This is a genomic window from Rossellomorea sp. ABR4_012, assembly GCF_056159545.1.
Genome location: NZ_JBSWVK010000005.1, coordinates 60657 through 76070, shown reverse-complemented (window position 1 = coordinate 76070; position 15414 = coordinate 60657). Strand labels below are relative to the sequence as shown.

Here is a 15414-nt window from a genome sequence, read left to right as displayed (position 1 = left end):
AAGCGGGAATTTTTTTACAGAGCATATTCGCTTCCGATCATAAAACGTGTTAAAATAGCGTTACGGAGGTGAGCATTATGCTTGCTACTATAGAAAGAATGGAAATATTAGATAGTGCTGATGAACTTTCTCAGTGGATACTAAATTCCGATGTGGCAGAAAAATATCGGAAGTGTTTATATAAACTTCGTAATAACAATGATACGCAGACAAAAATACAAAAGTTTACGCGTATGAAAGAACGTTACGAAGAGGTGCAGCGGTTTGGCCGCTATCATCCGGACTATAAGACGGTCATGAAGGAGATTCGTGAACTTAAAAGAGATATGGATATGGATGACAATGTAGCCGAATTCAGGCGTGCAGAAAATGAACTTCAGGATTTATTGGACAGAGTGAGTCTGATCATAGGACATTCGGTTTCTAAAAACGTGAAGGTCCCAACAGGCAGCCCTTTCTTCAGCGGAAGTTCATGTGGCGGAGGCTGCGGATCTGGAGGCAGCTGCGGCTGTTCAGCCTAATAAGGATTCATTAAAGAGCCGACGATTTTTTCGTCGGCTTTTTTTTACCATTTTATTGTTTTAGCCGTACACAATCGACACACAAATTTCCGCAGCAAAACATTTTTTCTTGAGGTACGAAGAAACGATGTCGGTAAACAAATAAGGATGATTGTGACCTGAAGAATATTGTATCTGAATGCAGTCTTTTGCCTCTCATAGCCCGGGCCGACCACTTCCTTATTAAATATTCAATTTCGTTTTTATCAAGGTCGGTCTCTAAATATAGAAAAGGGATGCCTGCAACCCATTTGACGTATGCATTCTGAATATCCGGTTCTGCTCGAAGATACTCAATGAAATCATCCCATATGACTTTCAAATCCATTATAACCCTCCATCCGGCCGTTCAATTGCATTTACTTATGTACTATACCCAAAAAAAGATAAATATGTTCGGTAAATAAGGAGAATGTTGTTTTAAGCGGGAAGTGGGGGCTTATGCTTGTCGGGGCTGAGCAAGCCGCCTCCGCATTTCGTGGCCGATTCGCCTTATGCCACCCGCCTCTGGGCAAAGCCTTTCCGCATTTCATGTTGTCCAGCTCCGGCGGCTAGCCCCTCGAGGTCATAAGATGAATGGTCCAAGAAGGCAAAGAGCGCCTTCCCGGCCCATTCATCTTATGCTTGTCGGGGCTGAGCGAGCCGCCTCCGCATTTCGTGTTGATTATTCCCATATTTCTGTGCTAGACTTAAAAAAAAGTGATTCCTAGAGGGGAAACGGTATGTTGACGCAAAGACAAGGTTTAGTTGTTTGGTTACATAGTTTGAAGCATGCAAAGTCTTTGAGGCGATTCGGAAATGTTCACTATGTATCGAAAAAAATGAAATATGTTGTATTGTATTGTAATCAGGACGAAATCGATTCTGTCATGGATCGAATTAATTCGTATTCTTATGTAAAAAAAGTGGATCCTTCCTATAAACCATTTATTAAATCAGTGTTCGAGAATTCAAGGCCTGATAAGGCGAAGGAATATGATTATAAGATGGGTTTTTAAAAAAAGCTGCCAAACGTATGTTGTTGGCAGCTTTTTTCTTTAGGTTTTTTGTTGTCATTGCAAGGGTAAAATATAATGATTTAATCTTAATATGGCAATTAAGTGCTGATAATACAGATCTTTTTCTGGAAATAATGTGGATGGTTTTACATCAAGCTGAATGATTGTTTTTTCAAGTTCTTCTGCTGTTTGCTGGAAAAGTGAATACCGCTTATTTTCCATCATATTTGGATTGGGTATCCCTTCACGGGAGAAGTATATAGCCTGAAACTTACCTTCGGCTGTCGGCTTCATCACGACGCCAAGAGACGTAACCGGCCGGTCTTTTACAATAGTATGAAAAGCCATCATGTGCTGAACTCTTTCTTTATTGTATCTTGCCGTTTCCATCAATTCATAAATATCAGATAATCCTTCGCCTAATTCGATAAACCGCTGAATCATGTTCTAACTCCTTTTCTTACGTATTTAATCAATTCCTTATTATTTCAAACATACTATTAGAAGTAAAGAAGATATGAAGGGGTGATTGTATGTTATGGGTATTTATAGGTATGATTATTTGTTTAATTGTTTCTTATGTCGTTACCGTGAAGAAGGAAGAAAAAGAGGTTACCTTGGAGAATGTCGATGCGTTCATTGTAACTGCCATTCTTTCCACCTTGGCTGCTCATGGAGTGATTTCCCTGCTCGAAGCAAGGGAGCTTGAAGGGGAGAACTTGATTAGTTTAAAAGAAAACCTTCTGAAAAACAACGGGATTGGTGAGCTCGAATGGGATGAATTGGTGAGTGACCATCTGGAAAGCGGTAATCCTTTTGTAGAAAGTAAGGATTTAGATATAGGTTAATCCTTTCCAAAATTGTTGAAAATTTCGCGGTCTTACTATATAACCCTTTTGTGAAATCTGATATCTTAATGATAAGGTCAAACGAAGGGGTACCAAGATGCAGCGATTAATTCTTTTTTTTACTTTCACCATGGTGATGGTGATTTCAGGAATTCTCTTTTTTCAGTGGAACGGATTTTTATCAGGCAGTTCCAAGGAATCCGGCCAATCTAAGGTGAATCAGTCTTTTACGATTAAACATAGTGGTAACGAATTTTTCATAATCCAAGAAGTGGAATTGGTTTCCGGTGATCTGAAGGATATGACGATTGACTGGCCGGAAAATGCCACGAACTATCAGTGCAAAGATGAAAGCGGGGATCACTGCTTATTTAAAGAAAATGGAGAATTCACTTTAAACGTCAAAAAGGAAGGGAACCAGAAGCTGACAATCTCATACAAACTTAAAAGGCAAACGGCTGATGGGCATCTGCTGTTAAGTGAGTGGTATCCTGTGTTATCAACTGCAATCCCCGTGAAAACATCAATTAATATCATTGAGAAAACAGCCAGGGATGCGGCTTGGATATCAGGATATAAAAATTGGAAGCATGAATCTTTGGATTTTATCGATTATTATTCCTTTAACGGAAATGGACCTCCATCGGATTTACTTCTTTATTCAGGAGAGATGAATCTTTATGAAGATGGAAAAGTCAGGGTGTATTCAAGAGAAAAAATGAAATACAACATCGTAGATGCTGATTACAGTGATGACGGTTTCGTTACGGTGGTCATAGATGACAGACTTCCTGCGCGCGAAACGGAGAACTTTCTGATCATGAGCAAGGATCTACCGCAATCAAAATATATGGAAAAAGTGAACTGGGGGCTAAAACAGCAGAAATATACTGCCTCTTATCAGGAAAACTGGTTAAAAGAGTTGAAGGCGAGTATCATCTTGCAATCACCTCATGGCTCACACAAAACTTTAAAGGTTTATAAAGAACTGAAAAATGGACTGACAGGAAATCAATTCGCTTCCTTTAGACAGTTTTTGATGAACGAGAGCAGCCCGTTTATTCAGGCAGGACGAATGGATGTTTTGTTGAAACAAGCGACCAGTTTTAACTCATCATACATAAGTGAAATCACAAAAATTACAGACATAGAGATTCCGTTCGTCCTGAAAGCTTCACAGACTGTATTACTGAATGGTAAGCCTATAGACGGTGGTTCCTTCATTCAATATAATCAAAATGAACTGATCTCACTTACTGAATTGCTGAAGGGAGCGGGTGTTGAATATAAATATCTACAGGAAGATGTCCTTTATGTGATCGACGGCGGTCATTCGTATCGGTTCTTTATCGACAAAGATTATTTTATACTTAACGAAGAAAATTACGGTCTCCTGATAAAACCGGTACAGAAAATAGGCAGCACTGTGTACATGGATGTGGAGTGGCTTAAAAAACTATTCAAGATAGAAATAGAGCGGACAAACTCTAATGTCAAAGTACAAACAAATGAAACATAAAAAGCCCTGCAGAATTTCTGCAGGGTCCTTCTATATCCATTTCTGGAAAGAAGGCAAAGGGAGAGGAGAAACCGGAGGAAGAACTTATGGGGAAACGTAAGTCTTCTCCGCGGTTGGCAACAACATCAATTAGGATGTTGTTACTTCCATTATCACCTAACAATATGATTTTATACATTTTAAGGACAATTTCCTGAAGTGGCGAATGCTGTAGATTTGTGTTAGGATAATGAGGAAAAATACATATATGGTGGATGATTATGAGAGTAATAGCAGGAACGTTAAAAGGCAGGCCATTAAAAGCCGTTCCGGGAAGCGGGACACGGCCGACTACAGATAAAGTGAAAGAGTCAATATTTAATATGCTTGGCCCCTTTTTTGAAGGAGGTATTGGCTTGGATCTATTTGCAGGCAGCGGCGGTCTGGGTATAGAAGCATTAAGCAGGGGGCTGGAAAATGTAATCTTTGTCGACAAAGATTCTAAGGCGCTTCAAACCATTAAGACAAATCTGAAAGAGTGTGACTTAATGGGTCACAGTGAAGTGTATCGAAATGATGCGGGCAGAGCACTTAAGGCGATAGTCAAAAGGGGGATTTCATTTGACTATATCTTTTTGGACCCTCCATACAAAATGAAAAAACTGGAAGAATTGGTGGCGTTCATTGACGAAAATAACCTATTAAATGAAAACGGTTACGTGATGTGTGAGTACAGCTCGGACAGCAAACCAATAGATGAGATTGGGAGATTGCATAAAGTTAAAGAAGAGACTTATGGAATCATTGGTATATCGATTTATACATATCAAAAATAGCAAAAAGAAGAAGCTTGGGGGTAAATGATCATGACGAGTATCGCAGTTTGTCCAGGGAGTTTTGATCCCATTACATACGGACACCTAGATATCATTACAAGAGGGGCAAAAGTTTTTGATCAAATTTATGTAGTGGTATTGAACAATTCTTCGAAAAAACCTTTATTTTCAGTTGAGGAAAGAATCGAGTTGATACGTGAATCCACTAAAGACATTCCTAATGTTGTGGTCGATTCATTTCAAGGTCTTCTTGTGGACTATGCAAAAAGCGTGAAAGCAAGTGCTATAATCAGAGGGTTAAGAGCTGTATCAGATTTTGAATATGAAATGCAGATCACATCCATGAACAGAGTGCTCGAAGAAGACATTGAAACATTCTTTATCATGACGAATAATCAATATTCCTTCTTAAGCTCCAGTATTGTAAAGGAAGTAGCTAAGTACGGAGGGAACATTTCTGAATTGGTTCCTCATCCTGTAAAGGGCGCACTGAAAGATAAATATACCGTTAAAGAATAAGAGAAGGGGCTGTTCATGCTGAATTAAATCACATGAACAGCCCCTTATTGTTCAATTGATTTTCTTAAACGTCCTTCTACTGTAAATCAGGATGTAAACAAGTAAACTTACGATTGTTATAAGGGGACCGACTGTTTTCAGCCAAAACATGATCCCATTCCAAATATAGGCGTTCTGTTGTGAGAAAACCGGTATGGCATTCGAAAGCTGTTCATCTGAAAACCTTTCATAAACAGGTTTCCAGATGATGATTGTCGCGAGCGAAGCGGCTGCGCCATGAAGAAATCTGGCGTAAAAGAAAGGCTGAAAACGAATATCCGTCTGGGCAAGAATGCTGGCAACCTGAGCTTGCACACTAAAGCCTGAGAAGCCCAGGATAAAACTTGTGATGATTGCCTGATGCAGCAATGTAGCTTCCGTCACTCCGCTTGTCAGTTTTGAACCCAGAGTGATTTCAAATAATCCTGAAATGAAAGGGATGCTTAATTGTTCAGTTAACTGAAAAATGTTCAATAAGTATGAAAATCCGGCAGCAACAAATGTCGTTATATGAAGGTGATACAGCATCTTGTTTATAACGGAGAAAAGGATGATGAATCCACCTATCATTAATAAAGTCTGGATAGAGGAAGTCACTGCATCTCCGAGGAGCTTGCCGATGGGCCGCTTATCATTTAATCGCGTTTGATGAAGAGCTGAGAACGCTTCTTTGAGGAAGAATCGTTTCTTTTTGGTTGAGCTGTTTCTAATGAATTCTCCGTCTTTCCCCCCATAGAATCTCATCGCCAGTCCCACGCAGATATTCCCTATATAATGAGCACAAGCAAGAACGATTCCGAGTGTCGCGTTTTGAAAGAAGCCTACTGAAACAGCTCCGAAAATAAATAAAGGATTGGAAGAGTTCGTAAAGGAAACGAGTCTCTCGGCTTCAATCTTGGTCAGCTGTTTTTCCTGGCGTAGACGCGCTGTTAATTTTGCCCCTGCCGGAAAGCCTGACGCCATCCCCATAGCCCATACGAACCCTCCTACACCAGGGACACGGAATAAAGGGCGCATCAGTGGTTCCAGCACCACACCAATAAATCTAACAACCCCAAACCCTATCAGCATTTCCGATACGATAAAAAAAGGCAGCAGAGATGGAAATACAATTTCCCACCACATATCCAGTCCTCTGATCGAAGCCTCCAAGGATTCACCAGGCATTAGGATTAATGCTGCAGCAAACACTGTCACACCTGCCGATAAGACTAATGTTTTCAATTTTGACTTCAACAACCGGACGTCCTCCTCACAGACCATACTATGTCAATTTCTTGTGAAACACAGAAAGAATGATAAAATGAGAGTAACTTCTACTTGTCCTCATATTAATCAATATACTCATACATATTAGAAATAGACCATATGATGAATTGAACCGCAAACTAAGGGTAAAGGGGGAAGACTGTTGAATAGACCGAAGATAGGATTAGCCCTTGGTTCAGGTGGAGCTAGAGGATTTGCACATTTAGGTGTTTTAAAGGCTTTTGACGAAGAAGGAATCCCAGTGGATATGATTGCCGGGAGCAGCATGGGTGCTCTGGTCGGCTGCATGTATGGAGTAGGTCATAAAATGGATGATCTCTATAAATTATCGACCACGTTCAGAAGGAAATATTATTTGGATTTTACAGTTCCAAAAATGGGGTTCATAGCAGGTAAGCGAATAAAGGAATTCATACAATTATTCTCTCATAACAAAAACATTGAAGATTTAAATATACCCGTGAGTGTTGTGGCCACTGATATAACAAATGGCGAGAAAGTGGTCTTTACCTCAGGGCCTGTATCCAGCGCCGTCAGGGCTAGTATAGCTATTCCGGGTATATTCGTACCTGAGAAGATCAACGGCCGCCTATTGGTGGACGGAGGGGTCATCGACCGCGTCCCTGTATCTGTCGTAAAAGAAATGGGTGCTGATATAGTCATAGGCGTGGACGTTTCGCATGTCAAAAGAAATGCAGAAATTACAACAATCTATGATGTCATTATGCAAAGTATTGATATCCTCCAGCTTGAAATTGTGGCTCATAGAGAATTTGCTTCAGATTTTATGATCCGGCCTCATGTGGAAATGTACAGTACACGGGCATTTAAGAATATTGAAGATATTATTGATATGGGGGAAGAAGAGGCTAAGAAGGTCATTCCTTCTATTAAAAAAGCGTTGGAGGAATGGAAGGGGTAAAATCTATGAAGAACAGAACGCTGATTCGAATCCTGGTCCTGATGACCGTTTTTATCGTTGCAACATCGTTTTATTATCTTCCCTATTATGTAACCAAGCCTGGCAGTGCACATGAGCTTGATCCCATTGTTAAAGTGGAGGGTGGGTATGATGATGAAGGTGAGTTTATGCTGACCACTGTCAGGATGGGAAAGGCAAACATTTATGCATATCTTATTGCAAGTATAAAAAAGTATGAGTATATCTATCCTGTAGAGGAAATTAGAAATCCTCATGAAAGTGACGAAGAATACAACATCAGACAACTTCAGCTGATGGAAAATTCCCAAAATTACGCAATAGAAGTTGCCTATAAAGCAGCGAATAAACCTTTTCATTATAATTATAAAGGTATCTATATATTGAACGTATATCCTTCTATGCCTGCGGAGGACATCTTGAAACCAGGTGACCGCATCACAGCGATAGATGGGCAGGAATTCGAATCATCCGAAGAGTTCATACAATATGTAGGAAAGAAGAAGAAAGGTGACGAAGTAACGATCAGGTTTATGAGAAATGATGAAGAAATGACATCAACGATCCCTTTGAAGGAATTTCCTGAAATGCCTGATAAAGTAGGACTCGGCATTTCCTTGAGTGATGATAAAGAGATTGTGACAGATCCTGAAGTGTCCCTCAATACAGATGAGATAGGAGGCCCATCGGCAGGCCTGATGTTCAGTCTTGAGATTTATAATCAATTGACGGAAGATGATTTAACAAAAGGTCATCCTATAGCAGGGACAGGAACAATCTCAGAAAATGGGGAAGTTGGAAGAATCGGCGGAATCGAGCAGAAGATCATTGCTGCTGATAAAGCGGGTGCAGCGTATTTTCTTGCTCCAAACGATACGATATCGAAAGAAATAAAGGAAAAACATCCTGAACTCGAATCAAATTACTCAGCGGCCAAAAAGACAGCCGAAGATATCGGGACAGACATGAAAGTCATACCGGTAAAAACATTTGATGATGCCATCAACTTTTTACATTCGCTTCCTGACAAATAATATTTGAAAGAGAGAGACTGCCGGCTGGCAGTCTCTCTTTTTCTTATCAAATCAAATGATCCTTATTTTATTATAATCGGCGGCTGTGACCATTCCTGACGAAGGAGCTTTTTCCTGGCTTCAGAAGAAGGAAGTCCAAGTGAATAAATTTCAGAAGCTTTTAAGTCTAATGAAATATCTTCTTTGTCTGCACTTGAAAGTTTACTAATAAGTGGAAGATTCAGCGATTTCTTGCAAATGTGCAGGTATTCTTGGCCTTTTTGGTTCATTCCAAGTAACCTGATATAAGCGGGAGCATGATGTCTTTTATCCATATCTTCTTTTGTGGTGTTAGTTAAAATATGAAGCGCCATTCGCTGTAACCGGGTCCAAGTATATCTTTTGGTTTTCAGTCTGCTCATAAAGTCTTTAAACGATAGAGCTGCCCTTGCGCTTTCAATGATTCTATTCTCAATGCCTTCTTCGATTTCATAAATCCCTTTAAGCTCTAAAGGTGAGGAAGCCATTATCTTGTACTGGAGTAAAGGCCAATAATTCTCCCAACGATGATAATTCCCAAACTCCTGCCTGTATTCTTCAAGTATCTGAAGAGTCCCGGCAGGAATGTACTGATTGATTGTGCTTTCTTCTTGGGCAGGGTCAAAAAGATTTTTACGGATGCTGGTTGCACTCGCAATGGAAGGCGATGAAAAATGTTCATCATGATAGCCTGCCGACTCTCGTGTAATGGTGTACGCCTTTAAGTCCGGAGCGACTGCATTTCGTGCCTCGATATAATGATAACCTAGAATATTATTCGGTTTACTCAAATCTATCATGTCTTCGTTACCTTCTAATTCCTTGAAGGCTTTCGATAAGGCGGAAGGATAACTTAAGCCTTCATTCACATAGTGCTTAATAGAAGTATTATATGTATGTTGGTTATCGTGAATTAATTTGACAGTTTCCTCAAATGAAGCAATCCCCCCGTCTTCACTCCCAAAGCAGAAGCTCTCACAGCCTATTTCATGAAGAAGGGATATGGAACCCTTCGCAAAGGTTTCCGCATGTTGTGTCGCGAATGAATAAGGCAGTTCAATGACAATATCAACACCTGCTGACAAAGCCATCTTAGTGCGTGCCCATTTCGATACAAGTGCTGGTTCCCCGCGCTGCAAGAAGTGCCCGCTCATACAGGCGACAACAACATCTGCCCCCGATGCTTTCTTCGTCTCATTCAAATGATGCAAATGTCCATTATGAAACGGATTATACTCAACCACAACCCCTGTTGCTTTCATTAAATAATTTCACTCCTTTTAGTTTTGCTCTTCACAAAACAACTGTAATGAAAGAAATGTTTATTCGCCATTTATTGAATGCATAGAATATTTGATAAAGCTTAGCGATATTTACCTATTCTAGCGGTTGATTGTAGTGCAAGATGAAGACTCCTGCGGGAAGAGTAGCTTATGTGAGACCTGTCCAGCTACGGGGCTTAGAAGCACATGTCATAAGTCAAACCGGCCAAGAAGGCAAAGAGCGCCTTCGTGACCGATTCGCCTTATGCCACCCGCCTCTGAGCGAAGCCCCTCCGCTTTTCTACCCGCAGGCGAAGCCGAGGAGGCTCACTGGTCACCCGCAGAAAGCGAAGTCTTGCACGGAAATCAACTGGGGCATTCAAAAACATTATAACGAATAAATGGACGACCTTAATCTTAAAGCCACATAAAATATTTAATTTATATAAGTATCATATCGGATATTATAAAATATTTGAAACAGATTATAATAAAGCGTTATAATTGCAACACTGGTAGAGTAATAAGTGTAAAGAAAAAATATTGACAAACGGTAATATGAAGTCTATAATTACCTTTGTTGCCTTGAGGTGATGACATTGAAATGGTCAATTATACAATTACAAAAATTCAGGGATAAAGGACTTACTCTTGATGAAATGGTAAATTTCGAAGATCCGAAAGAAATTGATCCGCAAGTCAGAGAAGTTTTCCCGATTCATGTTACAGGTAAAGCAGACATAGGCTCAAACCGTGTCACCTTTCATCTTCACTTAGAAGGAAAGCTGGTCTTGCCTTGTTCGAGAACCCTCGTTGACGTGGATTGGCCAATTGATCTTAAAACGATCGAAACCTTCCTTCTTTCAGATACTGATTATGATCAGTATGAAGAAGAGGAAGTTCACCGCATCGAAGGGGATGTAATTGATTTAAAACCAGTAATTAAAGAGTTGCTGTTACTTGAGATACCATTGCAGGTAATCAGCGATGAAGCGAGAGAACAGGATAAGCTTCCTTCCGGTAAGAACTGGGAAGTGTTGACGGAAGATCAAGCTTATGAAGTCGAAGAGGAAAAAGAGAAAAAAGTTGATCCTCGACTCGCTGACTTAGCAAAGCTTCTTGATCAAAACAAGAACTCTTAAAAGCGAAGTACCAGTTCGTTCTGGCTTCATAATATTTTTATCTCTTTAAGGAGGTGGGAAGAATGGCAGTACCTTTTAGAAGAACTTCTAAAACAGCAAAAAGACAACGTCGTACACACTTCAAACTACGTGTACCTGGTATGGTAGAATGCCCAAACTGTGGTGAAATGAAACTAGCACACCGTGTTTGTAAAGAGTGCGGAACGTATAAAGGAAAAGAAGTTGTAAACAAATAATATTTACAACCAGTTGTAAATACCATTTACAACCAGTTGTAAATACCATTTACAACCAATAAAAAAGCGTGAAGAGACCATGGCTCTTCACGCTTTTTTTATTGCAATACTGTTCATTTGAATTGAATCAATTTACACTATAGAAAAAGGAGAGAATATAAGTTGGGAGAATATATCATACATAAAAATCAAAAGGGGATTCTTCAATTCATTATCAACCGTCCCGAAAAGCGAAATGCTATCAATTATCAAATAATGGACGGGTTGGAAAAAGCACTGAATGAGTGTGAAGTAAATCCATCTGTTAAGGCATTTGTCATTACAGGAAGTGGAGAGGATGCTTTTTGTTCGGGAGGGGATTTATCGGAATTCCATCGCCTGAAAACTGAAGAAGACAGTTATGAAATGCTTAGCAGGATGGGGAGTATATTAATCAGATTGGCTTTTCTTCCAAAGCCGACATTCGCCCTTATAAACGGTACAGCAATTGGGGGCGGCTGCGAGATTGCGGCAGCCTGTGATGTAAGGATCGCAAAAAAAGGAGTGAAAATGGGATTTGTTCAAGGGAATCTGGCTATTACGACGGGCTGGGGCGGCGGCACATTGCTGCATAAACGTATTTCTTCCCCAAGAGCATTATCTCTTCTCATGACAGCAAGATTGAACGAAACTGAAACGTTATTTGAAATGGGCTTCATAGATGAACTAGTGGTGAAGACAGAGGATATAAAGGAAATACCGTTATTAAAATCCATCTCCTCTAAAACCACCGAGGTCCTTCAAGCATACAAACAGCAGCAGCTGAGGGGCTGGGATCGCAAGAAAATGGAGAAAGATATTGAAAGCGAAATCCGTCATTGCTCAAGACTATGGGCAATGGAAGAACACCATCAGGCGGTTGACCGTTTCTTAGCCAAGTAGCAGTGGGGATCATTTAAATATTTCGAAGTGAGGTATTCTGTTGATTCTATCTACTCTAGTAAGTGCATATGCATGAATAAATGGATCTTACAGGAGGGATGGAAATGTCTTCAAATAGACAGGATGCTTGGAGTCAGGATGAGGATGTAATACTTGCTGAAGTGGTCCTGCGCCACATTCGTGAAGGCGGTACACAGCTTAAGGCCTTTGAAGAAGTGGGCAGGAAACTTTCAAGGACTTCCGCTGCATGCGGTTTCAGATGGAACTCATTTGTCCGTAAACAATATAAATCAGGTATTGAATTGGCAAAAAAACAACGAAAACAATCAAAAAAACATACTCCGTTTGTAAAGAAGCCTCCTCAGGAGGAAAATCAGGCACTGCCCCCAGTTCAATTGGAATCCGGACAGAGTATGCATGATAACTTTTCAATGAGCAGCATGATCCAGTATTTACAAAAAGCAGAGGAAGCGGTAAGAAATGAAGCAAAGGTGAAAGAGGAAAATTTACAGCTTCATGAGCAAATCTCTCAATTAACAAGTAAGTTTGAACAGCTTGAGGAAGAATTAAAAGAATACAAAAGCAAGTTTACTTTACTTGAAGAGGATCATAAATCGCTTTTGACCATTTTTGAAAAGGCAAGAAAGATGGCCCTTTTGCAAGGGAATGAAGAGAAAGTGAAATTCCAGATGGACAAAAACGGAAATCTGCAAAGGGTCAATAAATAAAATCGAGGCGAAAGCCTCCCCGTTAAACCATAATGAAAGGCTGGCACATTAGCCAGCCTTTTCAGTTATTTATCCGATTTTTTGTTCTTTAACCCCTTCAGGATACCAGACCAAAGGATTTTCCCCCAAATCACGTTCCACATCATAAGTGACGGCCTCAAAGCTCATCTTCTCCCAGAATCCCTGAGATTTTATGCGTGAGTTTGTCTTGATGGGAAGCCCAAATCCCTTTGCGAATTCAACAAGCAGCTTGCCGTATCCTTTACCTTGATACTTGGGAAGTACCTCTAGCTTCCATAATTCCAGATAATTTTGAGGCGGATCGAAGTATTGGTCGAATCTTGCCTCCCGCTGATACAAGCTCATTCTTGCAATTAAGGTATCTCCGAAGTAAATACCATAAAAGGGTGATTCACTATCATTTTCAATGATGTTCGCCTGCAGATCTTCAAGCATGGAAAGCTCCTGAACACCATATTCTTTAAACTTTTTAAACTCTTCAAGAGTTTTATAATTCACTTTTAATTTTTCAACTTTTACAGCCATCTTTATTACCTCCTACTATTGCTTCATGGTACCTTGTTAGTAACGGAATCATCTGAATCCGTTTACACAACTATGAAATATAATATATTATTTATTATTATTATATAACAAATAAACAAAAAATTCTGCACTTAATTAAGAAAACGTTTACAATAGAGAGGAGGATTTCGACGAGTTTTGTAGAATTCCTTATATGAATTGCTGTTTTTTTGAAGAAAGGGGAGATAATGTGCAGAAAGTCTTAATAGCAAACAGGGGAGAAATTGCTTCAAGAATCATTAAAACTTGTAAACAATTAAACATTCAGACGGTTGCCGTCTATTCTGATGCAGATGAGGATATGCCTTTTGTCAAGGAAGCGGATATTGCTCATCGAATCGGTGAACCGCCCGTTAACAAATCTTATTTAGTTATAGATAATATTCTTGAAGTTGCAAAAAAAGAAAACGTAGATGGTATTCATCCTGGATACGGTCTTTTATCAGAGAATGGGGAATTTGCGAAGAGGGTATCAGAAGAAGGCTTTACTTTCATCGGGCCTCATCACAGCATCATTCAGAAGATGGGAGATAAAGTAGAGGCAAGAAAGGTGATGCAGGAGGCTCAGGTTCCGGTCGTACCGGGAAGTGATGGTGGAGTGGACAATATAGAGTCAGCTAAGGTGGTTGCGAAAGAAATTGGTTACCCTGTCATGCTTAAGGCGAGTGGCGGGGGCGGCGGAATCGGTATGATTCGCTGTGAAAATGAGCAAGCGCTCGTTCAAAGCTTTGACTCTACAAGAAATCGTGCAAAAGCATATTTTGGAAAAGATGAAGTGTTCCTTGAAAAATGTGTGGATAATGCGCGGCATATTGAAGTGCAGATATTTGGAGATGGGCAGGGGAATATCGTCCATTTATTTGAACGAAATTGCTCTGTTCAAAGACGTAATCAAAAAGTGATAGAGGAGTCTCCGTCTCCTATGTTATCCGAGAAGACAAGACAAGCCATGTATGACGCTGCTGTCAAAGCAGGGAAGGCTGTGGATTATACCAACGCCGGTACGGTTGAATTCATAGTTGATGAAGAAGAAAACTTCTACTTCCTTGAAATGAATACAAGATTACAAGTGGAACACCCGGTTTCGGAATCTGTCACAGGGCTTGATTTGGTTAAATGGCAGCTCCTGGTGGCGTCTGGAGAGCCTCTGCCATTAATAAATCAAGATGAAATCACATCTAACGGTCATGCATTGGAGTTCAGGGTATATGCTGAAGATCCAAAAACGTTCTATCCTTCCCCAGGATTAATCAAAACCTTGGATTGGGGCAATAGTGAAGATGTCCGTATTGATTCAGGATATGTGGAAGGGAATAAGGTCACTCCTTTTTATGATCCGATGATTTCCAAATGTATCATTTATGGCAAAGATCGATCAGAAGCAATAGAGAAAGCCAGAGCATTTTTCGCAGAAGTGCAAATCGATGGTCTCAAAACGAATGTGAGCTTGTTCAAGGAGATCATTGGGGAAAAAGAGTTTCTAGATGGAACCTACACGACTAAATGGCTCCAGGATTATTTGACTGCAAATCGAACATAAGAAGATTTATTACAATTGGAGGAAACGAAAATGAAAGAAATTACAGCAGCTATGGCAGGAACAGTATTAAATGTTTTAGTGGAACAAGGCGGAAGTGTCGCGGCAGGGGACACGGTACTCATGCTTGAATCAATGAAAATGGAAATCCCAGTAGAAGCCGAAGCCGAAGGGAAAATCGCAGAAATCAAAGTAAACATCGGAGACTTCGTAAACGAAGGCGACGTTTTACTCGTCCTTGAAGGATAAAGGAAGATTAGTTTTATCGATCGTATACAGCATGGTTTAGTCTGAATTGATTGATAGCTGGAATCAACACTTGTTATCATACAATGCTCTTCCTTCAAAATAATATATGAATAGCTCAAGGATAAACTACGTAACGTTATTTTTAGAGGTATTGGTTGGTTCCAGCTGTTGGTTGGAGTGCAAGACGTAGACTCC

18 protein-coding genes are annotated in these 15414 nt (G+C 40.1%); 14 read left to right on the top strand and 4 right to left on the bottom strand.

Annotation, left to right across the window (positions count from 1 at the left end):
• Nucleotides 1-77 precede the first annotated feature (77 nt).
• Both ACXAFV_RS18500 and ACXAFV_RS18495 read left to right on the top strand, forming a co-directional pair.
• Nucleotides 78-521: a YlbF/YmcA family competence regulator gene (locus tag ACXAFV_RS18500; protein WP_475128631.1), complete on the top strand. Its 444-nt coding sequence runs from the start codon at nucleotides 78-80 to the stop codon at nucleotides 519-521.
• 761 nt (nucleotides 522-1282) lie between these two features.
• Nucleotides 1283-1558 (top strand): YlbG family protein, encoded by a 276-nt coding sequence (locus ACXAFV_RS18495; RefSeq protein WP_175988778.1) that lies wholly within the window; start codon nucleotides 1283-1285, stop codon nucleotides 1556-1558.
• Nucleotides 1559-1612: 54 nt separating this feature from the next.
• Here the strand turns inward: ACXAFV_RS18495 and ACXAFV_RS18490 are convergent, their stop codons facing one another.
• On the bottom strand, nucleotides 1613-2002 hold the full coding sequence (locus tag ACXAFV_RS18490) for a DUF7147 family protein (protein ID WP_475128629.1): 390 nt from the start codon (nucleotides 2000-2002) through the stop codon (nucleotides 1613-1615).
• 89 nt (nucleotides 2003-2091) lie between these two features.
• Here ACXAFV_RS18490 and ACXAFV_RS18485 point away from each other — a divergent pair, with 89 nt between their 5' ends.
• The 4 genes from ACXAFV_RS18485 to coaD all read left to right on the top strand — a co-directional run bounded on the left by ACXAFV_RS18485 (nucleotide 2092) and on the right by coaD (nucleotide 5259).
• Nucleotides 2092-2406: a hypothetical protein gene (locus ACXAFV_RS18485; RefSeq protein WP_475128628.1), complete on the top strand. Its 315-nt coding sequence runs from the start codon at nucleotides 2092-2094 to the stop codon at nucleotides 2404-2406.
• A gap of 97 nt (nucleotides 2407-2503) precedes the next feature.
• The gene (locus ACXAFV_RS18480; RefSeq protein ID WP_475128627.1) at nucleotides 2504-3925 is read left to right on the top strand and encodes a hypothetical protein; all 1422 of its coding nucleotides are present in this window, start codon (nucleotides 2504-2506) and stop codon (nucleotides 3923-3925) included.
• 260 nt (nucleotides 3926-4185) lie between these two features.
• Nucleotides 4186-4740: a 16S rRNA (guanine(966)-N(2))-methyltransferase RsmD gene (gene rsmD / locus ACXAFV_RS18475; RefSeq protein ID WP_475128626.1), complete on the top strand. Its 555-nt coding sequence runs from the start codon at nucleotides 4186-4188 to the stop codon at nucleotides 4738-4740.
• A gap of 30 nt (nucleotides 4741-4770) precedes the next feature.
• A complete protein-coding gene (coaD, locus tag ACXAFV_RS18470) occupies nucleotides 4771-5259 on the top strand; it encodes a pantetheine-phosphate adenylyltransferase (RefSeq protein ID WP_475128624.1) in 489 nt (162 codons plus the stop codon).
• 51 nt (nucleotides 5260-5310) lie between these two features.
• Here the strand turns inward: coaD and ylbJ are convergent, their stop codons facing one another.
• Nucleotides 5311-6537 (bottom strand): sporulation integral membrane protein YlbJ, encoded by a 1227-nt coding sequence (ylbJ, locus tag ACXAFV_RS18465; protein WP_475128622.1) that lies wholly within the window; start codon nucleotides 6535-6537, stop codon nucleotides 5311-5313.
• A gap of 172 nt (nucleotides 6538-6709) precedes the next feature.
• Here ylbJ and ACXAFV_RS18460 point away from each other — a divergent pair, with 172 nt between their 5' ends.
• Nucleotides 6710-7489: a patatin-like phospholipase family protein gene (locus ACXAFV_RS18460; RefSeq protein WP_475128621.1), complete on the top strand. Its 780-nt coding sequence runs from the start codon at nucleotides 6710-6712 to the stop codon at nucleotides 7487-7489.
• Nucleotides 7490-7494: 5 nt separating this feature from the next.
• Nucleotides 7495-8541 (top strand): SepM family pheromone-processing serine protease, encoded by a 1047-nt coding sequence (locus tag ACXAFV_RS18455; RefSeq protein ID WP_475128620.1) that lies wholly within the window; start codon nucleotides 7495-7497, stop codon nucleotides 8539-8541.
• 62 nt (nucleotides 8542-8603) lie between these two features.
• On the opposite strand, the gene ACXAFV_RS18450 is transcribed toward ACXAFV_RS18455, so the two are convergent.
• Nucleotides 8604-9821: a nucleotidyltransferase gene (locus ACXAFV_RS18450; RefSeq protein ID WP_475128618.1), complete on the bottom strand. Its 1218-nt coding sequence runs from the start codon at nucleotides 9819-9821 to the stop codon at nucleotides 8604-8606.
• A 599-nt stretch (nucleotides 9822-10420) separates the two neighbouring features.
• Here ACXAFV_RS18450 and ACXAFV_RS18445 point away from each other — a divergent pair.
• The 4 genes from ACXAFV_RS18445 to ACXAFV_RS18430 all read left to right on the top strand — a co-directional run bounded on the left by ACXAFV_RS18445 (nucleotide 10421) and on the right by ACXAFV_RS18430 (nucleotide 12848).
• Nucleotides 10421-10963 carry a YceD family protein gene (locus ACXAFV_RS18445; RefSeq protein ID WP_475128616.1) on the top strand — a complete coding sequence of 181 codons (543 nt, stop codon included), beginning with the start codon at nucleotides 10421-10423 and terminating at the stop codon, nucleotides 10961-10963.
• A 62-nt stretch (nucleotides 10964-11025) separates the two neighbouring features.
• The gene (gene rpmF / locus ACXAFV_RS18440) at nucleotides 11026-11199 is read left to right on the top strand and encodes a 50S ribosomal protein L32 (RefSeq protein WP_032088947.1); all 174 of its coding nucleotides are present in this window, start codon (nucleotides 11026-11028) and stop codon (nucleotides 11197-11199) included.
• Between the two features lie 162 nt (nucleotides 11200-11361).
• Nucleotides 11362-12120, top strand: coding sequence for an enoyl-CoA hydratase/isomerase family protein (locus ACXAFV_RS18435; RefSeq protein WP_475128614.1), 759 nt, complete (start codon nucleotides 11362-11364; stop codon nucleotides 12118-12120).
• Nucleotides 12121-12224: 104 nt separating this feature from the next.
• Nucleotides 12225-12848 carry an RsfA family transcriptional regulator gene (locus ACXAFV_RS18430; RefSeq protein WP_475128612.1) on the top strand — a complete coding sequence of 208 codons (624 nt, stop codon included), beginning with the start codon at nucleotides 12225-12227 and terminating at the stop codon, nucleotides 12846-12848.
• Nucleotides 12849-12917: 69 nt separating this feature from the next.
• Here ACXAFV_RS18430 and ACXAFV_RS18425 read toward each other — a convergent pair whose 3' ends face one another.
• Nucleotides 12918-13394: an N-acetyltransferase gene (locus ACXAFV_RS18425; protein WP_475128610.1), complete on the bottom strand. Its 477-nt coding sequence runs from the start codon at nucleotides 13392-13394 to the stop codon at nucleotides 12918-12920.
• A gap of 229 nt (nucleotides 13395-13623) precedes the next feature.
• Here ACXAFV_RS18425 and ACXAFV_RS18420 point away from each other — a divergent pair, with 229 nt between their 5' ends.
• Together ACXAFV_RS18420 and ACXAFV_RS18415 are read left to right on the top strand one after the other, a co-directional pair.
• Nucleotides 13624-14973 (top strand): acetyl-CoA carboxylase biotin carboxylase subunit, encoded by a 1350-nt coding sequence (locus tag ACXAFV_RS18420; protein WP_475128609.1) that lies wholly within the window; start codon nucleotides 13624-13626, stop codon nucleotides 14971-14973.
• A gap of 30 nt (nucleotides 14974-15003) precedes the next feature.
• Nucleotides 15004-15219 carry a biotin/lipoyl-binding carrier protein gene (locus ACXAFV_RS18415; RefSeq protein WP_446246234.1) on the top strand — a complete coding sequence of 72 codons (216 nt, stop codon included), beginning with the start codon at nucleotides 15004-15006 and terminating at the stop codon, nucleotides 15217-15219.
• Nucleotides 15220-15414: the final 195 nt, after the last annotated feature.